Here is a 20,519-nt window from a genome sequence, read left to right on the forward strand (position 1 = left end):
GAACGTCGCCGAACGTCACCGCTCCGCACCGGCCTCCGCCCGCGCCTCGGCGAACGCGTGGACGCAGCGGCGGATCTGCTCCTCGGAGTGCGCGGCCGAGAGTTGTACACGGATGCGCGCCCGGCCCTGCGGCACGACGGGGTAACTGAACGCCGTCACGTAGACACCCGCCCGCTGCATGGCGTCGGCGATGCGCGCCGTGAGCGCCGCGTCGCCGAACATGACCGGCACGATCGGGTGCTCACCGGGCAGCAGGTCGAACCCCTCTGCCGCCATGAGCGAGCGGAACAGCCGCGCGTTCGCGGCGAGCTTCCGTCGCAGCTCGCCCGAGCCCTCGAGCAGGTCGAGCGCCGCGAGCGTTCCGGCCACGATCGACGGGGCCAGCGTGTTCGAGAAGAGATAGGGGCGCGAGCGCTGGCGCAGCAGCGCGACGATCTCGCGCGGCGCGCTCACATACCCGCCCGACGCGCCGCCGAGCGCCTTGCCGAACGTGCCGGTGAGCAGGTCGACGCGACCCTCGACCCCGGTGAGCTCGGGCGTCCCGCGGCCGTGCTCGCCGACGAAGCCGACCGCGTGCGAGTCGTCGACCAGCACGAGCGCGTCGTGGCGTTCGGCGAGGTCGCAGATCTCGGGCAGCGGGGCGATCGACCCGTCCATCGAGAAGACGCCGTCGGTCACGATCACCCGGAAGCGCGCGTCCGCCGCGCTCACGAGCTGCGCTTCGAGGTCGCCCATGTCGCGGTTGCGGTAGCGGAGGCGGCGCGCCTTCGAGAGCCGGATGCCGTCGATGATCGAGGCGTGGTTCAGCTCGTCGGAGATGATGGCGTCCTCGGCGCCGAACAGCACCTCGAACACCCCGCCGTTCGCGTCGAAGCACGACGAGTAGAGGATGGTGTCTTCCGTCCCGAGGAACCCCGAGATGCGGCGTTCGAGCTCGAGGTGCTGGTCTTGCGTGCCGCAGATGAACCGCACGCTCGCGAGGCCGTACCCCCACTCGTCGAGCGAGGCCTTCGCGGCCTCGACGAGTCGTGCGTCGTCGGCGAGGCCGAGGTAGTTGTTGGCGCAGAAGTTCAGCACCTCGGCGCCGTCGGTGACGACCGTCGTGCCCTGCGGGCCTCGGATGCCGCGCTCTCGCTTCGTGAGCCCGGCCGCCTCGATGGCCGCGAGCTCGCCCGCGACGTGGTCCTTGAATCCGGCGTACATCTACAGCTCCGTCCAGTCGAGGATGATCTTGCCCGCGTCGGCGGCGGATGCCGCGGCGAACCCCGCGCGCCAGTCCCGCGCCGGCACGCAGTCGGAGATGACCGAGGTCACCGCGGCGCTGAGCGAGGCACTCGTCTGCAGCATGGCACCCATGGCGTTCCACGTCTCGAACATCTCGCGCCCGTAGACGCCCTTGATCGTGAGCATGTGCGTGACGACCTTGCCCCAGTCGACGCCGAACCCGTCGGCGGGCAGTCCGAGCATCGCGATCCGGCCGCCGTGGTTCATGTTCTCGATCATCTCGGGGAGCGCGGTCGGCGCTCCGCTCATCTCGAAACCGACGTCGAACCCCTCACGCATGCCCAGCGACTCCTGCGCCGCCGCGATCCGCGTGCTCGACACATCCACGACCTCGCTGGCGCCGAGGCGCTCCGCGAGCGCCAGGCGCGAGCCGCTGACGTCGGTGCCGACGATGTACCGCGCGCCCACGTGCCTCGCGATGGCGATGGCCATCAGCCCGATCGGTCCGCATCCGGTCACGAGCACGTCCTCGCCGACGAGGGGGAACATGAGCGCGGTGTGCACGGCGTTGCCGAGCGGGTCGAAGATCGCCCCGAGCTCGGGCGCGACATCCGGGTGGTGCACCCACACGTTGCTGGCGGGCAATGCGAGGAACTCTGCGAAGGCGCCGTCGCGCTGGAGCCCGAGCCCGATCGTCCTGATGCACATCTGGCGCCGCCCCGCACGGCAGTTGCGGCAGGTCCCGCACACGATGTGTCCCTCGCCCGAGACCCGGTCGCCGATCGCGACGTCGTGCACGAGGTCGCCGACCTCGACGACCTCGCCGTAGAACTCGTGCCCGGGGACGAGCGGCGCGGTGATCGTCGACTCGGCCCACGCGTCCCAGCGATCGATGTGCAGGTCGGTGCCGCAGATGCCGGTGCGCAGCACGCGGACGAGCACCTCGTCGGGGCCCGCGACGGGCATCGGTCGGTCGACGAGTTCGAGCCCCGGTGCTGCGGTGCCCTTCTGGAGCGCCTTCATGCGTCCATGCTGGGCCGGCGGGACGCCGAAGAGGAAGTGGATGTGTCTTCACCGACGCTTTAGTATGGCCTTCATCGTAGGCTGGGCTGTGTGGAGTTGCACCAGTTCCGGATGCTCCGCGAGCTCGCGACGCTCGGCAGCATCACCGCCGTCGCGGACTCGCTCGGTATCTCCGCGTCCGCGGTTTCGCAGCAGCTCGCCACCGTGCAGCGCGGCTTCGCCGCCCCGCTCACCCGGCGGCAGGGCCGCACGGTCGTGCTCACCGAGGCGGGGCTCGTGCTCGCCGACGCCGGCGCGAAGGTGATCGAGGCGATGGCCGCCGCGCACGGCGCGGTCGACGAGTTCGAGCAGTCCACGACCGGGGCGGTGCAGGTCAGCGGTTTCCACAGCGCGGGCCAGGCGTTGTTCGGTCCGCTCATCGCCGAGCTCGACGGCAGCGGCCTCGACGTGCGGTTCACCGACGAGGACGTCGCGCAGAGCGAGTTCCCGGCCCTCACGGCCCGATACGACCTCGTGCTCGCGCACCGCATGGAGTACGGGCCGACATGGCCAGCATCCGGCCTCCAGGTGTTGACCCTCGCGCGGGAGCCCCTCGACGTCGCGTTGCCCGCGACCCATCCGCTCGCCGCACACGCCGAGATCGCGCCGGCCGACGTCATCGGCGAGCGCTGGGTCACGAGCCGCAGCGGGTACTCGCCTGACGACGTGCTCGTCGCGATCGCCGCGGTCGCCAACCGGCCGGCGCACGTCGCCCACCGCGTCAACGACTACGGCGTGGTCGCGGCCATCGTCGCCGCCGGCGACGCGATCGGCATCCTGCCCAGATACACGTCGGTCCGGGCCCGAGCGGAGGACGTCGTACTGCGCCCGATCGCGGGCGTCGGCGCCGCCCGCAGCATCGACCTCCTGATGCGCCCCGAGAACCTGCGGCGGGCCTCCGTCCGCCTGGTCGCCGGCGGCCTGCAGCGCGTCATGTCCCAGTTGGTGTCCGCGACCTGACGCTCAGGTGAGCAGGTCGCGGACCGCGAGGCCCCACTCGAAGCCGCAGTCGCGGCAGTCGAAGATGGGCGCCTCGTCGAACACGTCGAGGGCATCGGCCGCGCCCGCGACCTCGACCTCGAAGTCGAGCGGGCCGTAGACGATCGCGCGGATCGTCGCCGACCCGCACCGGGGGCACGGGTCTTCGAGCACGGAATGGTTCGCCATGTCTCGGTTCAGCTGCATCTGCTCGGCCATGGCGATCACGGTACGCCGGACCTCCGACATCGGCCGGATTGGCCCCGCGCGGCGCGGGCTTCAGGGCCGACTCACGCCCGCCTTGACACACGCACCGCGCGTGCGCCAGGGCTTGACACCCCCGCCGGGGCCGCACAGGCTGCTGTGAGGGGCGGTGCAGGCCGCGCCCGGCGATGGAGGGGATCCGATGCACGCGACGTTCGGCGTGGAAGAGGAGTTCATCTTCCTCGACCGTGCGACACTCAGACCGGCCGACGTGGCCGAGGGCTTCTACACGCGCCTCTCGGAGGACCCCGAGTGGGCGCCCGTGACGCACCGCGAGTTCCTCGCCTCGCAGATCGAGTACGCATCGCCCGTGTTCACGACGCTCAAGGAGGCGCTCCCCGCACTGAACGGCTTCCGGCGGGTCGTCGCCGACGAGGCGGCCCGGCTCGGCGTGCTCGGGGCGAGCATCGGAACGCCTCCCGACTCCCTCCCGTTCCCGTCGATCACGCACCACGAGCGCTACCAGCGCATCGTGCGCGACATGGCCGGCCTCATCGCCGACCACCAGATGAGCGGGCTGCACGTCCACGTCGGCATCCCCGACCGCGAGTCCGGTGTGATCGCGCTCAACACCGTGCGCCCGTGGCTCCCCCTCCTCACCGCGATGACCGGCAACTCGCCGTTCTGGCGCGGCTACGACACCGGGTACGAGAGCTGGCGCACGGTCCAGCTGCGGCGGTGGCCCACGGCGGGCTCTCCGCCCCGATTCCTCGACGCGCGCGACTACGACCGCCGCATCAGGTGCCTGCTCGGCATCGGGGGCATGAACGACCTCGCGCTGATCGCCTGGAACCTCAGGCTCTCCGAGCACCTGCCGACCATCGAGTTCCGCATGGCCGACGCTCAACTCTCGGCCGACGACACGCTCCTCGTCGCGGCGTTGTGCCGGGCGCTCGTGCGCAACGCGATCGAGACCGAAGGCCGTGCCGTCGAGGAGACCGACATCGCCCCTGAGCTGCTCTCCGCCGCGATCCTGCACTCCGCGCACGCCGGCCTGCGGGCGCAGGTGTACGACCCGGTCGAACGCGGCCTCGCCGACGCCCGCAGCGTCATCGACCGGTTGTTCGACCTGGTCGGCCCGCAGCTCGAAGCGACGGGCGACCTGCGCGCGGTCGCCGACCTCGTGGCGCGGCTGACGCAGCTCGGCACGGGAGCCGCGCGACAGCGCGATGCGTTCCTCCGCGGCGGCAGTGAGGGCCTCGGCAAGCTGTTCGAGACGACGATCGTCACCGACACCACCGAGTGGGCGGCGTGAACGCCGGCACCGTCGGCAGCGCCGGCACCGTCGCCCCCGCGCCGCCCGCCTCGACGACCGCCGACACGGTGCGGCACGTCGTCGTCGCCGTGAGCGCCGTGCTCGCGGTCGTGGGCGCGTTCGTCGGGTCGGGCGCCGCGGGCGGCACGCCGATCGCCGAGGCCGCAGGCGGTGCGCTGGCCGCCGACGCCACGCTCATCGCGCCGGCCGGCCCGGCCTTCGCCATCTGGACCCTGATCTACCTCGGGCTGCTCGCCTACGCCGTGTGGCAGTTCTTCCCGTCGGTCCGGGCCGCTCAGCGACATCGAGTGCTCGGCTATCCGATCGCGGCGTCGATGCTCCTGAACGCGGCCTGGATCCTGTCGGTGCAGGCCGGTCTGCTCTGGCTGAGCGTCGCCGTCATCGCCGTCCTGCTCGTCGTGCTGTGCTGGCTGTACGCGACCTGCATCCGTCGGCCACCGCACGCGCTGACCGACGCGCTCGTCACCGACGGCACCATCGGGTTGTACCTCGGCTGGGTCTCGATCGCGACGGCCGCGAACGTGGCGGCGGCGCTCGTCTCGAGCGGGTTCGACGGCTGGGGCCTGCCGCCCGAGATGTGGTCCATCCTCGTCATCGAGGTCGCAGCCATCGCGATCGCGATCCTCGGCGTGGTCAGCCGCGGCGGCCTCGCACCGATGATCGCGGCATCCTGGGGGCTCGCGTGGGTCGCCGTCGGACGTCTCGCGGGTGAACCGCAGTCGGTCGCGACCGGCGTGGCCGCGATCATCGGCATCGTGCTGATCGTCGCCGCGACCCTGACGGCCCGGCTGCTGACGGGCCGCAACCGCCGGCTCGGCCCGGTCCCGCATCCCCACCACCCGGCACCCGAGCACCCGGCACCCGAGCACCCGTCATCCGGTCGCCCGGCGCCCCAGCACCCCGCACAGCACTGACGTCCGCTCCGCCGAACAGAATGCGACGATGACCGAGCCCAGCATCGAGACCCATCCCACGGAGACCAGCCTCTCGATCGACGTCGACGGCACCGCCGTCTCCGCCGTCGCGGCACGCCCGGAGGGCGCGACGGCCACGGTCATCGTCGCGCACGGCGCAGGCGCGGGCATGGAGCATCCGTTCATGTCGGGCCTCACCCGCGCGCTGCACGCCGAAGGGCTCGCGACGCTGCGCTTCAACTTCCCGTACCGCGAGGCGGGCCGGAAGTTCCCCGACCGGCCGCCCGTCGCCGTCGCCGCGTGGCGAGCCGCGGTCGCGACGGCGCACGAGCTCGCCGACGCCGCGGGCAGCGCCGGGGAGCCGATCTGGGCCTCGGGCAAGTCGTTCGGCGGGCGCATGGCGTCGATGGCGGTCGCCGAGGGCCTCGAGGCCGCCGGCCTGATCTTCCTCGGCTATCCCCTGCACCCGCCGGGCAATCCGTCGAAGCTCCGCGACGAGCACCTGTACGGCATCACCGTGCCCATGCTGTTCCTCCAGGGCACGAACGATCCGTTCGCCTCGCCGAACCTGCAGTTGGCCGAGGTCGTGCAGCGCATCGGCGCCAACGCCGAGCTCGAGTGGATCGAGAACGCCGGACACTCGTTCGAGGTGAAGGGCGCCAAGCGGCCGCAGGCCGAGGTCGGTGCGGGCCTCGCCCCACGCGTCGCGGCCTTCGTGCGCAGCCACGGGTGAGCGCAACGGATGCCTCGCCCGCGCGCACGGCATGCGCACCCATGCTCAGGGAATGAGGACGATCTTGCCCCGCACGTGACCGGTCTGGCTCTGGCGGTGCGCCTCTGCGGCCTCGGTGAGCGGATAGCGGTGCGCGACCTCGAGCAGGAACTCGCCGCTCGCGGCGAGCTCGGCGACGAACGGCACCGCCTCGGCACGCCACGCCCGCTCCTGCTCGGTGAGCGGGACGGGGTTTCCGCCCGACCATGCCCGGATGCCGAGCTCGGCGGCCTTCGCGCCCTGCACGATCGTCCCGACCCGGTCGTGGTCGGCGACGAGCTCCTTCGAGACCGCGATCGCCTCGTCGGTCCCGACCGCGTCGAGGGCCACCGTGACGCCCTGCGGCGCCGCCTCGCGCACCCGGTCGGCGAGACCGTCGCCGTACGCCACCGGGATCGCGCCGAGCTCACGCAGGTGGTCGTGGTTGCGTTCGCTCGCGGTCGCGATCACGGTGGCCCCGAACCGCCGGGCGAGCTGGATCGCGGCCTGTCCCACCGCACCCGAGCCGCCGTGCAGCAGCAGCGTGTCACCTTCGCCCACGCCGAGGGAGCGCAGCACCTGATAGGCGGTGCCGACCGGGATCGGGATCGCGGCCGCCTGCTCGAAGCTGAGCGCTTCGGGCTTTCGCGCGAGCTTCGACGCCGGCACGGCGATCTCGGTCGCGTACCCGCCCTTCGCGCTCGACACGATGACCTCGTCACCGGCCGACCAGCCCTCGACCGCCGCGCCGACGGCCGAGATCACGCCGGCCGCGTCGGAGCCAACCCGCTGCGGCGTCGTGACGGCGCTGCTCGCGCGAGCACCCGAACGCAGCTTCCAGTCGATCGGGTTCACGCCCGCGGCCTTCACCTCGACGACGACCTCGCCCTCGGCGGGCGTCGCATACGGGATCTCCCTGAACTCCAGCACCTCGGGTCCGCCGAACCGGTCGTACTCGATCGCGTGGGGCATGGCACTCCTTCGTCAGTGGTGATCGGGGATGTCCCTTCAACCCTAGAGCGGATGCGTCGGACGTCCCTGGGGATGACCTGCCTGTGGACCGGCGGTCCGGGCCCGAGCGGATGCCCCGGGGTTAGCCTGAGCGCATGACGGCTCGGGGCGGCGCAGCGAACGGAGGACGCACCCGGCCGCTGCTGCTCGCGGCGCTCGCCGGGCTCGCCTCGGCGGTGTTCGCGGCCGGCGTCGGCGAGCTCGCGGCCGCGCTGGTCGCCGCCGAGTCCGGGCCGTTCGTGGTCGTCGGCGGCGCGCTCGTCGATTTCGCCCCGCCGTGGGCGAAGGACGCCGCGATCGCGCTCTTCGGCACCGCCGACAAGGTCGCCCTGCTCGTCGGCATCGGCGTCGTGCTCGCGCTCGTCGCCGCAGGCGCCGGACTGCTCGAGGTGCGATGGCCGCCATGGGGTCGCGTGGTGTTCGCTTCGCTCGGGGTGCTCGGCGCGGTCGCCGCGGCCTCGCGCGCCGACGCCGGCCTGCTGGCCGTCGTGCCCTCGGCCGCGGCCGGCCTCGCCGGCGCGACCGCGGTCATGGTGCTGGCGCGCAAGCTCGCGGTGCCCGCTGCGGCGGCCTCCTCCGCCGCGCCCGGCTCTGCGCCGGGTCGGCCGCTCCGCGCCACCCACGCGGGCGCGGGGCCGGCCGAAGTCGCGCAGCGCGCGAGCAGCCCGGCCGACATACCGGCCGACGGGCGCGATGAGCCGGCGGATGCCTCGGACGGCAGCGGGGTCGCACGACGCGGGTTCCTCGTGTGCGCGGGCGGCGCAGCCGCCGTCGGCGTGCTCGCGGCGGTCATCGGCTCGGTCGCGCAGACCGGGCGGCGGGCCGTGCAGGCGGTGCGCGAGGCCGTTCGGCTGCCCGCCGCGACGGTGTCGGCCGCGGTGCCGCCGGGCGCCGAGCTGCCGGTCGACGGGCTCACGCCGCTGGTCACCGCGAACGCCGACTTCTACCGCATCGACACCGCTCTGCGCGTGCCCGAGATCGACCCGGCCGACTGGAGTCTGCGCATCCACGGCCTCGTCGACCGCGAGATCACGCTCAGCTGGGACGAGCTCCTCGCACTGCCCATGGCCGAGAGCATCACGACCCTGACCTGCGTCTCCAACGAGGTCGGCGGCGACCTCATCGGCACGGCCGTCTGGCTGGGGCATCCGATCCGGGAGCTCCTCGCACAGGCCCGCCCGCACGCCGACGCCGACATGGTGCTGAGCCGCAGCATCGACGGCTTCACCGCGGGCACCCCGATCGAGGCCCTGACCGACGACCGGAACGCGATCCTCGCGGTCGGCATGAACGGCGAGCCGCTCCCCCTCGAGCACGGTTTCCCCGTGCGCATGGTCGTCCCGGGGCTGTACGGCTACGTGTCGGCGACCAAGTGGGTCACGGAGTTCGAGGTCACGCGATTCGATGAGGCATCCGCCTATTGGACCGATCGCGGCTGGAGCGAACGCGGGCCGATCAAGCTGTCCAGCCGCATCGACGTGCCCCGCCAGGGGCAGCCGCTCACGGCGGGACCGGTCGTCGTCGCGGGCGTCGCGTGGCAGCCGCACACGGGCGTCTCGGCCGTCGAGGTGCAGGTCGACGACGGGCCGTGGCACGAGGCCGAGCTCGGCCGGCCGATCTCGGCCGACACGTGGGTGCAGTGGCGCTACGACTGGGACGCCACGCGCGGCGACCACACGCTACGCGTGCGCGCGACCGGCGCCGACGGCGAGGTCCAGACCGCCGAGGAGCGCCCGGTCGTCCCCGACGGCGCGACCGGTTTGCACGAGCGCCGGGTCACGGTCGGCTGAGGCCACGTCGCGTCCGGAATGTCGGGCCCGCCCCACGACACGCCGCACACCGGCTCGGTCGCACGGCGTGTCGTCCGAGGCCTCCGACATTTCGGACCGACCCGGCTCCCGCGGCGGCTACTGCGCGGTGTAGCCGCCGTCGACGAGGTGATAGCTGCCCGTGATGAAGCTCGCCGCGTCGCTCGCGAGGAACACCGTCAGCGCGGCGACCTCGTCGGGCTCGCCCAGGCGGCCGATCGGATGCTTGCCGACCAGGAACTGCTGCGCATCCGTATCGAGGTTCGCGTCGATCAGCGGCGTCTTGATGAAGCCCGGCCCGACCGAGTTCACGCGCACACCCTGAGCCGCGTACTCGAGCGCGGCGTTCTTGGTCAGCCCGACCACGCCGTGCTTCGCGGCGACGTACGCCGACGAGCTCGCGAAACCCACGCTCCCCAGGATCGACGCGATGTTCACGACCGATCCGCCGCCGTTCGCGACGATCGCCGGAAGTTGCGCCTTCATGTTCTCGAACACGCTGGTCAGGTTGATGTCGATGACCTTGCGCCAGCCGTCGTCGGGGTAGTCGCCGACCGCGGCGGCCGGCCCGCCGATGCCCGCATTGTTCACGGCGATCCTCAGCGGCGCGAGCGCGTTCGCGTGCTCGACGGACGTCGCGACCCACGAGGCATCCGTCACGTCGCCCACCGAGGCCTCGGCCGTGCCGCCCGCCTCGCGGATCTCGCCGACCACGCGCTCCGCGTGCTCGGCGTTCAGGTCGTTGACGACGACGGCGGCGCCGTTCGCCGCGAGGAGCAGCGCGACCGAGCGGCCGATGCCGCTGCCCGCTCCCGTGACGATCGCGGAACGTCCCTGCACGTCATACGTGGCCATGGTGGAGTCCTTCCCGGGCGGGCGCGGCACCGCGAACGCTTCACGGCCGACCCGTCCACCGACAGGGTAGGCGCGGCCCGCGGGTGCCGCACGGGGTTGCGCCGGTCGGCTCTGCGCCATGTCGTGCGGGCCTGCGCCAGCAGAGGTGGCGCGGGTGCGCACGAACTGGCGCGAACAGCGTGGTCAGGCGAGGCGGGGCGTGCGCGGCGGCTCGGTGCGGCGGACGCCGGTCGCCTCGAACGCCGCGGCGAGCCTGAGCAGCGCCGTGTCGTCGTAGGCGCGGCCCGCGAACGTGAGCCCGACGGGCATGCCGGTGTCGGCCATGGTGCCCATCGGCACGGTCACGGTCGGGATGCCGAGGTGGCGCGGCACCAGATTGCCGTTGGCCACCCACACGCCGTTGCGCCAGCCGAGATCGGCGGATGCCTCGTGCACATCCATGTCCGCGGGAGCGACGTCGGCCACGGCGGGGAAGACCACGGCGTCGAGCCCCAGCCCGTCCATCCACTGCTCGAGGTCGACGCGGCGCGTCTCCTCGAGGCCGCGGAGTCCGGCTTCCAGCTCGGGAATGTCGGCGACGGATGCCACGGGGTGCTCGCGCACGTGGCGCGGGTAGTCCGCGATGTCGTCGTCGAAGCCCGTGGAGCGGTCGGGCAGGGCGCCTTCGGGGTGCGGGAAGATCGAGGCCCCGTCGACGTCCACGAGGGAATCGAGCGCGGGGTCGCCGTTCGCGCCCAGGAAGTCGTCCCACGCCCACGCCGACAGGTCGACGATCTCGCGGCGCAGGTACTCGGGGCTCACGAGGCCGCGCGTGGCGATCGTGGGCGCGCCCGGCCGGTCGCCCTCGTAGTTCGACACCGCCGGGAAGCCGACGAGCACGACCTCGGCCCCGGCCGCCTCGAGGTCGCGGCGCGCGGCCTCCCAGAGGTCGATCACGGACGCTCGCGTCTCGATGCGCTGCCCGGTCGGGCCGCCGATGCCGACCGTGCCGCCGGGCGCGCTCGTGCCGGCCTCGGGGTCGGCGTTCACGTACATGCGCGGCACCCCGAGCCGCACGCCGGCGAGGGCGGCGCGTACCGATGAGGCCTCCGTCACCGCCATCGCCCGGTACGACGTGGGACGAACCGTCGAAGCCGCCGGCAGCTCGATCCACGGCTGGACCCGCCAGAAGTCCCCGCGCGACTCGGGATCGTCCGCGACGATCACGTCGAGCACCTCGAACAGGTCGGCCATGGTGCGGGTGTGCGGCACGACCACGTCCATGGTCGGCACCAGCGGCCAGTTTCCCCGCACCGAGATCACCCCGCGCGACGGCGTGTAGGCGCACAGCGCGTTGTTCGACGCCGGCGCGCGGCCCGACGACCAGGTCTCCTCACCGAGCCCGAACGCCGCGAACGACGCCGCGGTCGCCGTGCCCGACCCGTTCGACGAGCCCGACCCGAACGCGGCCGTCAGGTACTCGCGGTTGTAGGGGCTCTCGGCCCGCCCGTACAGTCCGCGCTGCATGCCGCCGTTCGCCATGGGCGGCATGTTCGTGAGCCCGAGGCAGATCGCGCCTGCGACGCGCAGGCGTTCGATCGTGAAGGCGTCGCGCTGCGCCACGAGGTGCTCGAACGCCGGACTGCCGGCGGCCGCCGTGAGGCCGCGCACGAGGTAGCTGTCCTTGGCGGTGTAGGGGATGCCGTCGAGCGGGCCGAGCGTCTCGCCGCGCGCGCGCCGCTCGTCCGACGCCCGCGCCTCCGCGAGCGCGTCGGGGTTGCGCACGACGACGGCGTTCAGGGCGGTCGCCGTGCCCGGCGCGTCGTACGCGTCGATGCGCGCGAGGTAGGCCTCGACGAGCTCGACCGCGGTCGTCTCGCCCGTCTCGAGGGCGGCGCGCAGGTCGGCGATGGATGCCTCGACGACGTCGAATCGGCGGTCTCGATACGCTCGCCGGCGCTCGCTACTCGACCAACGATCCGCTGGTCCAGTCGCGCGCGACGAACGATCCGCTGGTCGAGTAGGGCGCGACGAAGGAGCACCCGTATCGAGACCCGACGCGTCGCTCATCGCCCCGCCACCGCCGGCTGCTGCTGGGTGATGCAGTGGATGCCTCCGCCGCGCGCGAGGATCGGCCGTGCGTCGACGGTCACGACGCGCCGCCCGGGATACGCCTCCGCGAGCACCGACGCGGCGTGCGCATCGGCACCGGGCTCGCCGTACCCGCATGCGATGACCCCGCCGTTGACCACGAGATGGTTGACGTAGCTCCAGTCGACGAACCCCTCGTCGTCGCGAAGCGTCGCCGGTGCGGGCAGCTCGATGATCTCGAACGACCGGCCCGAGGCATCCGTCTGGGTCTCGAGGAACGCACGCAGCTCGCGCGTGACCTCGAAGTCGGGGTGCGCCGCGTCGCGCTGCGTGTGCAGCAGCAGGCGACCCGGTGCCGGGATCGTGGCGACCATGTCCACATGGCCGCGCGTCCCGAAGTCCTCGTAGTCGCGGGTGAGCCCGCGCGGCAGCCACACGGTGTGCGCGGTGCCGAGCGTGCGTGCGAACTCGGCCTCGATGCGGGTCGTGTCCGCGTACGGATTCCGGCCCGGGTCGAGCTGCACGGTGCGCGTCGCGAGCACGGTGCCCGCCCCGTCGACGTGGATCGCGCCGCCCTCGTTCACGAGCATCGAGCTCACGAGCTCGGCGCCGAGCTCGGCGGCGACGAATCGCGCGATCTCGCGGTCGTGGCCCCACGTCGCCCAACGCGGCGCACCCCAGCCGTTGAACACCCAGTCGACCGCGCCCAGCACGCCGGGGCGTTCGTCGTCGACGACGAACGTCGGGCCGAAGTCGCGCATCCAGAAGTCGTCGAGTGGCGCCTCGAACTGGACGATGTGGCTGCCGAGCATGCGGCGCGCACGGTCGCGCTCGCTGGGGTCGACGACCATGGTGACGGGTTCGAACTCGGCCACGGCGTGCGCCACCGACGCCCACGTCTCGTACGCCAGCTCGGCCGAGGCCGCGTCGTCGCCGAGCGTCTCGTTCTGCCGCGGGAACGCCATCCAGGTGCGCTCATGCTCGGCGGTCTCTGCGGGCATGCGCCAGGCCATGGGGCTCCTCGAGATCGGGGCGCGGATGCCTCGGCGCCACGTGTGCTCGTATTGATCGGCCGATCAATAACTGCCCCGAAAGTACCTAGACTGGTCGAACCATGTCAAGCGCCGAGGACCACGAGAGCCCACCCGAGCGGACGAGCCCGCGCGGGCGTGCCTCACGGAAGGCGCCCGCGGAGCGTCGCGCCGAGATCGCCGAGGCCGCACGCGCGCTCGCGCTCGACGACGGGCTCGCAGCGGTCACGCTGCGCGGCGTCGCCGCACGGGCCGGGGTGACGCCCGCGCTCGTCGCGCACTACCGGCCGAACATGGACGAGCTCGTCGCCGAGACGTTCCGCACGATCGTGTCGGCCGAGCTGCGCGAGATCGCCGAGCTGCACGCGGGGATTGCCCACGCCCACGGGACCGGGCACGGGCCCGCCGGACCGGAACGTTCTGCGTCGAACCGCGCCGCGGCGAGCGCCGCCGTCGCTTCAGCCCGCACCGAGGATCTCGGCGCGGATCGGAGCGACCACGGCAGCGCGACCGCGCGGCTCGGCCGGCTGGTGCACACGCTCCTCGACGGCAGCAGCGACGACGTCACGCTCGTCTGGGTCGAGGCCTGGGCGCTCGGCCAGCGGAACGAGACGCTCGCGGCGGCCGTGCGCGAACAGATGGACGCGTGGCAGCACGTGTTGCAGCAGCTCATCGAGGACGGCGCGCACGCTCGCGAGTTCGACGTCGACGATCCCGCCGCGGTCGCCTGGCAGCTGCTCGGCATGATCGACGGGCTCAACGCGCAGGCGCTCGTGCGCTGGGGCGAGGGCCGCAGCGTGCTGCTCACGCATGCGCTCGAGGGCATGCTCGGGCTCGAGCGCGGCGCGCTGGCCGGCACGGCTGGCAATGGGCGGTGAACCGCTGACGGTCGATTGAGCCCGACGATCGATTCGGGGACAATCGTCCACATGGAGCCGCTGCTCGCCGTCCTCTGCCTCGCCGGTCTCGTCGTGCCGCTCGCACTCGGGCTCGTCGCCGCGAGGCAGCGCCGCACGGACGGCCGCTGAACTCGAGCGAGCGTGCGATTCGGAGCATCCGCTCACCACGAGGCATCCGCCCGCCCCACGCGACGCGTCCCGCGGCGCGACGCGAAGCGGCGCGACCGTCAGTCGGAGTTGTGACGCAGCCACTCGTCGGCCAGCTTGCGCGGGGCGACCGACAGGAACGCGTCGGCCGTGACCTCGCCGAGCCGGCGCCGCGAGATGCGGTCGAGGCGCACCAGGATCGCGGACCAGCCGTCGAAGTGCGACGTCGTGAAGAACACGTCGGGGTCGGCCTCGACGAGCGCGAACTTCACCGCCTCATCGTCGACGCGCGCGCCCAGCACCGGGAAGTCCTGCTCAGCGAGGCCGAGCTCCTCGAGGTCTTTGCGGCGCAGCGGCCGCTCCCACACGAAGCCCTTGCCGTGCACGCGCCAGTGCGCGGCGCCCCAGCTGACATGCTCGGTCGTGTCGGGGAACGACAGCGCGAGACGACGCACCTCGTCCCAGTCGATGCCGACGGCGCCTGCGCCCCCGCCCGTCGCGTTCGTGCCGGTTCCCGCTTCCATGGCGGTCAGGGTACGCCCGGCGATCGGCACCGACAACGTTCCACGCGTCGACGTTCGCGATGATAGACACATGCTGCCCTCCACCATGACCGCGGTCGCCGCGACCGGATCCGTCCCCCTCGACGACGAGCGTGCGCTCGTCGACGTCGAGCTGCCACTGCCCGAGCTCCGCCCGCGTGACGTGCTCGTGGCGGTCGCCGCGGTCTCCGTGAACCCCGTCGACCTCAAGATGCGCGCCCGCCGCGCCGCCGACGACCCGCAGCTCGTGCTCGGCTACGACGCAGCGGGAACCGTCGTCGCCGTCGGCTCCGAGGTGGCGCTGTTCGCCGCGGGCGACGAGGTGTACTACGCGGGCGTGAACACGCGGCAGGGCACGAACGCCGAGTTCCACGCGGTCGACGAACGGCTCGTGGGGCGGAAGCCCGCGAACCTCTCGATGGCCGAGGCCGCGGCGATGCCGCTCACGACGATCACCGCGTGGGAGTCGCTGTTCGACCGGTTCGCGCTGGACGGGTCGAGCGACGGGACGCTGCTCGCGGTCGCGGCGGCCGGCGGGGTCGGCTCGATCCTCACGCAGCTCGCCCGGGCGCGCACGGGCATCACGGTCATCGGCACCGCGTCGCGGCCCGAGTCGCAGGAGTGGGTGCGGCGTATGGGCGCCCAGCACGTCGTCGACCACCACGGGGACCTCGCCGCAGCCGTGCGCGAGCTCGCGCCGGGCGGCGTGGACCGGGTGTTCACGCCGAGCACGGCCGGGCGCGTGCCGCTGTTCGCCGAGGTGCTGCGCCCGTTCGGCGAGATCGTCGCGATCGACGACCACCCCGACCTCGACCTCCGGGTGCTGAAAGGGAAGAGCATCGCGTGGCACTGGGAGTCGATGTTCACGCGGGGGACGTTCGAGACGCCCGACATGGTCGCACAGCACGAGCTGCTCGACGAGGCGGCGGGCCTGTTCGAGACCGGCACGCTGACCAGCACGCTCACACGCGAGATCGTCGGCATCGACGCGGCCTCGGTGCGCGAGGCGCACCGCATCGTCGCGTCGGGAGCGAGCATCGGCAAGGTGGTGCTGACGCGATAGCGGATGCCTCGGGGTGAGGGTGAGGCGCGGGCCGGGCGGATGTCTCGGGATGAGGCGCGGGGCGGGCGGATGTCTCGGGCGTGTGCCTGTGCCTGTGGAGCGTGCGCGGGCCGTGTCGGCGGCTGCGGCTAGCGTGGACTCGTCGATCAGCCCGGTCGGCGCCGAGACGAAAGGGGCCCGATGTTCCTCCTCGATGGTTCCGTCGTCACGAGCGCGAGCGACCTGAAGAAGGCCTCCGACTGCGAGTTCGCCTTCCTGCGCGAGCTCGACGTGAAGCTCGGGCGCGACACGCGGTTCGAGCCGCTGAACGATGCGATGCTCGAGCGGGCCGGCGCGCTCGGCACCGAGCACGAGCTGCGGGTGCTGGCGCGGTACCGCGAGCAGTTCGGCGACGGCGTGGTCGAGATCGAGCAGCCGAACGTGCGCGACGCCGATGCGGTGGCGTCGGCCGTGGCGCGCACCCTCGAGGCGCTGCTCGCGGGCACGCCCGTGGTGTACCAGGCGACGTTCGCGACCGACGGGTTCATCGGCTTCGCCGACTTCATCGTGCGGCGACCCGACGGCCGCTATCGCGTGCAAGACTCCAAGCTCGCGCGGCATGCGCGGGTCACGGCGCTGCTGCAGCTGGCGGCGTACGCCGAGCAACTCGGCCGTCTCGGCATCGCGGTCGACGACACGGTCGAGCTCCTGCTCGGCGACGGCACGTCGAGCGAGCACCGGCTCGACGACATCACGCCCGTGTACCGGCAGCGCGTCGCGCGGCTCAGGCAGCTCGTCGACGAACGCGTCGCCGACACCGGCCCGGTCGCCTGGGGCGATCCGCGGTACGCACACGACGGCCGCTGCCCGACCTGCGAGCTCGAGGTACAGGCGAACCGCGACGTGCTCCTCGTCGGCAGCCTCAGGGTGACGCAGCGCGAGGCGCTCGCCGAGGCGGGCATCACGACGATCGACGCCCTCGCCGACTCCGAGGGGCCCGTGCCTCACCTCATCGACTCCACGCTCGAGAACCTGCGCGCGCAAGCGCGCCTGCAGCTCGTGGCCGAGGCGCGCGAGCTCGAGGCCGCCGCAGCGGGGCTCCGGCCCGAGGGCGAACCGCCGCTCCCGCCGCCGGTCGAGGTGCGCGACGCCGAGTCGCTCGCGGCGATCCCCGCCCCGAACCCGGGTGATCTGTTCTTCGACTTCGAGGGCGATCCGCTCTACACCGAGGGAGACGCCACGAGCTGGAACCTCGACTACCTCTGGGGCATGGTCGACGACCGCGAGCAGTACACCGCGCTGTGGGCACACTCGTTCGCCGAGGAGCGTGAGGCGCTGCTGCGCTTCCTCGACCTCGTGAAGCTGCGGCGGCAGACCCACCCCGACCTGCACATCTACCACTACGCAAGCTACGAGCGCACGCATCTCGCGTCGATCGCCGCGCGCCACGGCGTCGGCGAGGCCGACGTCGACCAGCTCTTCGCCGACGGCGTGCTCGTCGACCTGTACCCGATCGTCAAGCGCGGGGTGCGGGTGGGCAGCCGTTCGTATTCGATCAAGAAGCTCGAGCCGCTCTACATGGGCGACGAGTTGCGCGAGGCCGACGTGAAGTCGGGTGCCGACTCGATCACCGAGTACGTCCGCGCGCGGCAGCTCGCCGACTCCGGCGGCCACGACGAGGCGATCGAGGCGCAGCGCGTCTTCGACGACCTCGCCGACTACAACCGGTACGACTGCGTGTCGACCCGCCGACTGCGCGACTGGCTTCTCGGCATCGCGCGCCGGGCGGGCGTGGAGCCCGTGCCGGCGGCCTTCCTGCGCGAACGCGCGGCGACCAAGGTCTACGAGCCCACGCCGCTCGCACTTCAGCTGCGCGAGCTCGCGGGGCCGGCGGCGCCAGGCGATGGACGTGACCCCGACCAGGCCGCCCTCGCCCTCTCGGCCGCCGCGATCGACTACCACGATCGTGAGGCCAAGAGCTTCTGGTGGAGCCACTTCCTGCGCACCGACCAGCCGGTGGACTCGTGGGAGGACCACCGCGACGTGCTCATCGTCGACCCGGCACGCTCTGGCATCGTCACGCCGTGGCACGAAGAGCCGCAGTGGAACAACGCCCGCCGCGAGGTGCTGCTCACCGGGCGCATCGCACCGGGCTCGCGGTTCAGCGTCGGCTCCGGCGTGTTCCTGTTCTACGAGCCCGACACACCGGTGCCGGCGTTCACGATGCGACCGGGGCAGCGCCGCGCGGTCGATGCGACCGTCGTCGAGGTGACCGACGAAGGCCTCATCGTCCAAGAGCGCGGCGCCGCCGGAGAGACCTGGTCGGAGCTCCCGATGGCCGTCGGGCCCGGGCGGCCGCCGTCGACCGATGCGCTGCGCGTCGCGATCGCCGAGTGGGCCGCGCCGATCCCGCCGACGTTCCCGGCGCTTCCGGCGAACCCCGCGATGGATGTGCTCCGGCGCGTCCCGCCGCGGCTCGAGGTGCGCTCGTCGATCGAGGGGCCGGCCGACCCGCACGACTACGTCGAGCGCGTGCTCGGCGCGGTGCAGCGGCTCGAGCACTCCTACCTCGCGGTGCAGGGCCCGCCCGGCACCGGCAAGACGTACGTCGCCTCGCACGTGATCGCCCGGCTCGTCGCCGACCACGGGTGGCGTATCGGCGTCGTCGCGCAGTCGCACGCCGTCGTCGAACACGTGCTCGAGGCCGTGGTCGCCGCAGGGCTCGACCCCGAGCTGGTCGGCAAGGCCGTCAAAGACCCGGGTGAGGCCGGGTCGCGCGCGTTCACCGCATTCGCGAAGAAAGACGACCTCGCCCGGTTCATGGCCGAGCGCGGCGAGGGCTACGTCGTCGGCGGCACCGCGTGGGACTTCTGCAACGTCAAGCGCGTGCCGCGCGGCTCGCTCGACCTGCTCGTCATCGACGAGGCCGGGCAGTTCTCGCTGGCCTCGACGATCGCGGTGTCGGTGTCCGCCCGGAACCTGCTGCTGCTGGGCGACCCGCAGCAGTTGCCCCAGGTGAGCGAGGCGCTGCATCCCGAGCCGGTCGACACCTCCGCGCTCGGCTGGGTCGCCGACGGCCACGAGGTGCTGCCGCCCGAGTACGGCGTCTTCCTCGCCGAGAGCCGCCGTATGCACGAGGCCGTTGCGGCACCCGTGTCGCGGCTGGCGTACGAGGGCGAGCTCCGCTCGCACCCCATCGCCGCGGCACGCGACCTCGACGGCATCGAACCGGGTCTGCACGCGATCGCGGTCGAGCACGAGGGCAACGCGACCGCCTCACCCGAGGAGGCGGCCGTCGTCGTCGAGCTCGTCGGCTCGCTGCTCGGGCGCGACTGGTCCGAGGCCGAAGAGACCCCGGCCGGCCTCGAGCGCTGCCCCGCACGGCCGCTCGAACAGCGCGACCTCATCGTGGTGACGCCGTACAACGCCCAGCTCACCACTGTTCGCGAGGCGCTCGACCGGGCCGGTTACCCCGAGGTGCCGGTCGGCACGGTCGACAAGTTCCAGGGCCAAGAAGCCGCCGTCGCGATCGTCTCACTCGCGGCGTCCTCCGCCGCGGCGGCCCCTCGCGGCATCGAGTTCCTGCTCCTCAAGAACCGCCTCAACGTCGCAGTGTCACGCGCTAAGTGGGCGGCGTACCTGCTCTACAGCCCAGGGCTCCTCGATGCGCTGCCGTACCGTCCCGACGGCGTCGCGCAGCTGAGCGCCTTCATCCGCCTCGTCGGCGCGGAGTCGCCCGCGCCGGCCGCCGCGACGGTCTGAGCCGGGCGCCGCTCAGCGCGCGAGCGCGGCCTCGACCGCCTTCTCGACCCGGCGTCGGCGCGTGTCCTCCGCCTGTGCTCCGTCGATCGAGGTGGCGTGGGCTTTCTGTGCGCTCGGCGCCAGCCGTCCGAACCCTTCACGCGCGCCGGCGGCGTCGAGTGCGGCGGCCAAGTCGTCCGGCAGCTCGACCGTACGCGGCTGAGTGTCGAGCTCGAGGTCGACCACGATGGCGTCGCCCCCCGCGAGTCCGGTCGCCGCACGCTTGTCAGCGCTGAACGGGATGAGGAACCGGCCGCCCATCGGTGCCACGGTGCTGCGGTACTCGAAGCCGTTGACGTTCACCACCACGGGCGGCCGCTTCCCAGCGCCGAGCGCCTCGACCAACTCGGGAGGCACTTCGATGCCGGTGTTGTTGCCGTCGAGGAAGAGTTCCGTTTCGAAGCGCATGTTCGTGAGTCTGCCACCGGGCGCACAGCCTGGGAATACCGCGCAGGGTTTGCGCGTAGTTTAGTGGCATGAACTCAGCTGCCTCCGACCTGAACCCTGCCCGCATCACGATGTACGGCGCCGAGTGGTGCAGCGACTGCCGCCGCTCGAAGGCCCTGCTCGACCGGCGAGGCGTCGACTACGACTACGTCGACCTCGAGGTCGTCGCCGACGGCGCCGACCGGGCCAAGGCCATCTCGGGCCGCACCCAGATCCCCGTCGTGGTCTTCCCCGACGGCACCCACTTCACCGAGCCGACCGACGCCGAGCTCGCCGAGAAGCTCGACGCCGAAGCCGCCGCGTAAGCGCAGCCCCCCGGCCGCGCGGCCCGCTGGGCACGGCGCAGCCGCGAAGCATCCGCTCGCCTCGGCTGACCCAGCCTGCCCGATCGCCGCGC

Annotated in this window: 18 protein-coding genes; 9 read left to right on the forward strand and 9 right to left on the reverse strand. The window is 72.6% G+C overall.

Annotated features, from left to right (window positions below):
- Window positions 1-15: 15 nt before the first annotated feature.
- Window positions 16-1,203, reverse strand: a complete 1,188-nt coding sequence (locus RH864_RS01935) for a glycine C-acetyltransferase (RefSeq protein WP_310515806.1) — start codon at window positions 1,201-1,203, stop codon at window positions 16-18.
- Window positions 1,204-2,247 carry an L-threonine 3-dehydrogenase gene (gene tdh, locus RH864_RS01940; RefSeq protein ID WP_310515807.1) on the reverse strand — a complete coding sequence of 348 codons (1,044 nt, stop codon included), beginning with the start codon at window positions 2,245-2,247 and terminating at the stop codon, window positions 1,204-1,206.
- Window positions 2,248-2,337: 90 nt separating this feature from the next.
- On the opposite strand from tdh, the gene RH864_RS01945 reads away from it, so the two are divergent.
- The gene (locus RH864_RS01945; RefSeq protein WP_310515808.1) at window positions 2,338-3,246 is read left to right on the forward strand and encodes a LysR family transcriptional regulator; all 909 of its coding nucleotides are present in this window, start codon (window positions 2,338-2,340) and stop codon (window positions 3,244-3,246) included.
- A gap of 3 nt (window positions 3,247-3,249) precedes the next feature.
- On the opposite strand, the gene RH864_RS01950 is transcribed toward RH864_RS01945, so the two are convergent.
- Window positions 3,250-3,513 (reverse strand): hypothetical protein, encoded by a 264-nt coding sequence (locus RH864_RS01950; RefSeq protein ID WP_310515809.1) that lies wholly within the window; start codon window positions 3,511-3,513, stop codon window positions 3,250-3,252.
- A gap of 157 nt (window positions 3,514-3,670) precedes the next feature.
- Here RH864_RS01950 and RH864_RS01955 point away from each other — a divergent pair, with 157 nt between their 5' ends.
- From RH864_RS01955 to RH864_RS01965, 3 genes are read left to right on the forward strand one after another with little or no spacing between them, the layout of a single operon-like run.
- Window positions 3,671-4,783, forward strand: coding sequence for a carboxylate-amine ligase (locus RH864_RS01955; protein WP_310515810.1), 1,113 nt, complete (start codon window positions 3,671-3,673; stop codon window positions 4,781-4,783).
- Window positions 4,780-5,718 (forward strand): tryptophan-rich sensory protein, encoded by a 939-nt coding sequence (locus RH864_RS01960; RefSeq protein ID WP_310515811.1) that lies wholly within the window; start codon window positions 4,780-4,782, stop codon window positions 5,716-5,718. The genes RH864_RS01955 and RH864_RS01960 overlap by 4 nt, the downstream gene beginning before the upstream one ends.
- A 28-nt stretch (window positions 5,719-5,746) precedes the next feature.
- On the forward strand, window positions 5,747-6,451 hold the full coding sequence (locus tag RH864_RS01965; protein WP_310515812.1) for an alpha/beta hydrolase family protein: 705 nt from the start codon (window positions 5,747-5,749) through the stop codon (window positions 6,449-6,451).
- 45 nt (window positions 6,452-6,496) lie between these two features.
- Here RH864_RS01965 and RH864_RS01970 read toward each other — a convergent pair whose 3' ends face one another.
- Window positions 6,497-7,441 carry an NADP-dependent oxidoreductase gene (locus tag RH864_RS01970; RefSeq protein WP_310515813.1) on the reverse strand — a complete coding sequence of 315 codons (945 nt, stop codon included), beginning with the start codon at window positions 7,439-7,441 and terminating at the stop codon, window positions 6,497-6,499.
- A 134-nt stretch (window positions 7,442-7,575) separates the two neighbouring features.
- Between RH864_RS01970 and RH864_RS01975 the strand changes: the two genes are divergently transcribed.
- On the forward strand, window positions 7,576-9,270 hold the full coding sequence (locus tag RH864_RS01975) for a molybdopterin-dependent oxidoreductase (RefSeq protein ID WP_310515814.1): 1,695 nt from the start codon (window positions 7,576-7,578) through the stop codon (window positions 9,268-9,270).
- A 117-nt stretch (window positions 9,271-9,387) separates the two neighbouring features.
- Here the strand turns inward: RH864_RS01975 and RH864_RS01980 are convergent, their stop codons facing one another.
- The 3 genes from RH864_RS01980 to RH864_RS01990 all read right to left on the reverse strand — a co-directional run bounded on the left by RH864_RS01980 (window position 9,388) and on the right by RH864_RS01990 (window position 13,226).
- Window positions 9,388-10,143, reverse strand: coding sequence for an SDR family NAD(P)-dependent oxidoreductase (locus tag RH864_RS01980; RefSeq protein WP_310515815.1), 756 nt, complete (start codon window positions 10,141-10,143; stop codon window positions 9,388-9,390).
- Window positions 10,144-10,326: 183 nt separating this feature from the next.
- Window positions 10,327-12,192 carry an amidase gene (locus tag RH864_RS01985; protein ID WP_310515816.1) on the reverse strand — a complete coding sequence of 622 codons (1,866 nt, stop codon included), beginning with the start codon at window positions 12,190-12,192 and terminating at the stop codon, window positions 10,327-10,329.
- Window positions 12,189-13,226 (reverse strand): agmatine deiminase family protein, encoded by a 1,038-nt coding sequence (locus tag RH864_RS01990; RefSeq protein ID WP_310515817.1) that lies wholly within the window; start codon window positions 13,224-13,226, stop codon window positions 12,189-12,191. Before RH864_RS01990 ends, RH864_RS01985 begins: the two co-directional genes overlap by 4 nt.
- Before the next feature lie 101 nt (window positions 13,227-13,327).
- Between RH864_RS01990 and RH864_RS01995 the strand changes: the two genes are divergently transcribed.
- A complete protein-coding gene (locus tag RH864_RS01995; protein ID WP_310515818.1) occupies window positions 13,328-14,122 on the forward strand; it encodes a TetR/AcrR family transcriptional regulator in 795 nt (264 codons plus the stop codon).
- A 248-nt stretch (window positions 14,123-14,370) separates the two neighbouring features.
- Here RH864_RS01995 and RH864_RS02000 read toward each other — a convergent pair whose 3' ends face one another.
- Window positions 14,371-14,814 carry an MmcQ/YjbR family DNA-binding protein gene (locus RH864_RS02000; RefSeq protein WP_310515819.1) on the reverse strand — a complete coding sequence of 148 codons (444 nt, stop codon included), beginning with the start codon at window positions 14,812-14,814 and terminating at the stop codon, window positions 14,371-14,373.
- 70 nt (window positions 14,815-14,884) lie between these two features.
- On the opposite strand from RH864_RS02000, the gene RH864_RS02005 reads away from it, so the two are divergent.
- A complete protein-coding gene (locus RH864_RS02005; protein WP_310515820.1) occupies window positions 14,885-15,895 on the forward strand; it encodes a zinc-binding alcohol dehydrogenase family protein in 1,011 nt (336 codons plus the stop codon).
- Window positions 15,896-16,075: 180 nt separating this feature from the next.
- Window positions 16,076-19,636, forward strand: a complete 3,561-nt coding sequence (locus RH864_RS02010; protein WP_310515821.1) for a TM0106 family RecB-like putative nuclease — start codon at window positions 16,076-16,078, stop codon at window positions 19,634-19,636.
- A gap of 12 nt (window positions 19,637-19,648) precedes the next feature.
- Here the strand turns inward: RH864_RS02010 and RH864_RS02015 are convergent, their stop codons facing one another.
- Complete coding sequence (locus RH864_RS02015; RefSeq protein WP_310515822.1) at window positions 19,649-20,083, reverse strand: YdeI/OmpD-associated family protein; 435 nt, start codon at window positions 20,081-20,083, stop codon at window positions 19,649-19,651.
- A 68-nt stretch (window positions 20,084-20,151) separates the two neighbouring features.
- Here RH864_RS02015 and RH864_RS02020 point away from each other — a divergent pair, with 68 nt between their 5' ends.
- On the forward strand, window positions 20,152-20,427 hold the full coding sequence (locus tag RH864_RS02020) for a glutaredoxin family protein (RefSeq protein ID WP_310515823.1): 276 nt from the start codon (window positions 20,152-20,154) through the stop codon (window positions 20,425-20,427).
- Window positions 20,428-20,519: the final 92 nt, after the last annotated feature.

The sequence above is a fragment of the Agromyces aerolatus genome (genome assembly GCF_031432255.1).
Lineage (GTDB): Bacteria > Actinomycetota > Actinomycetes > Actinomycetales > Microbacteriaceae > Agromyces.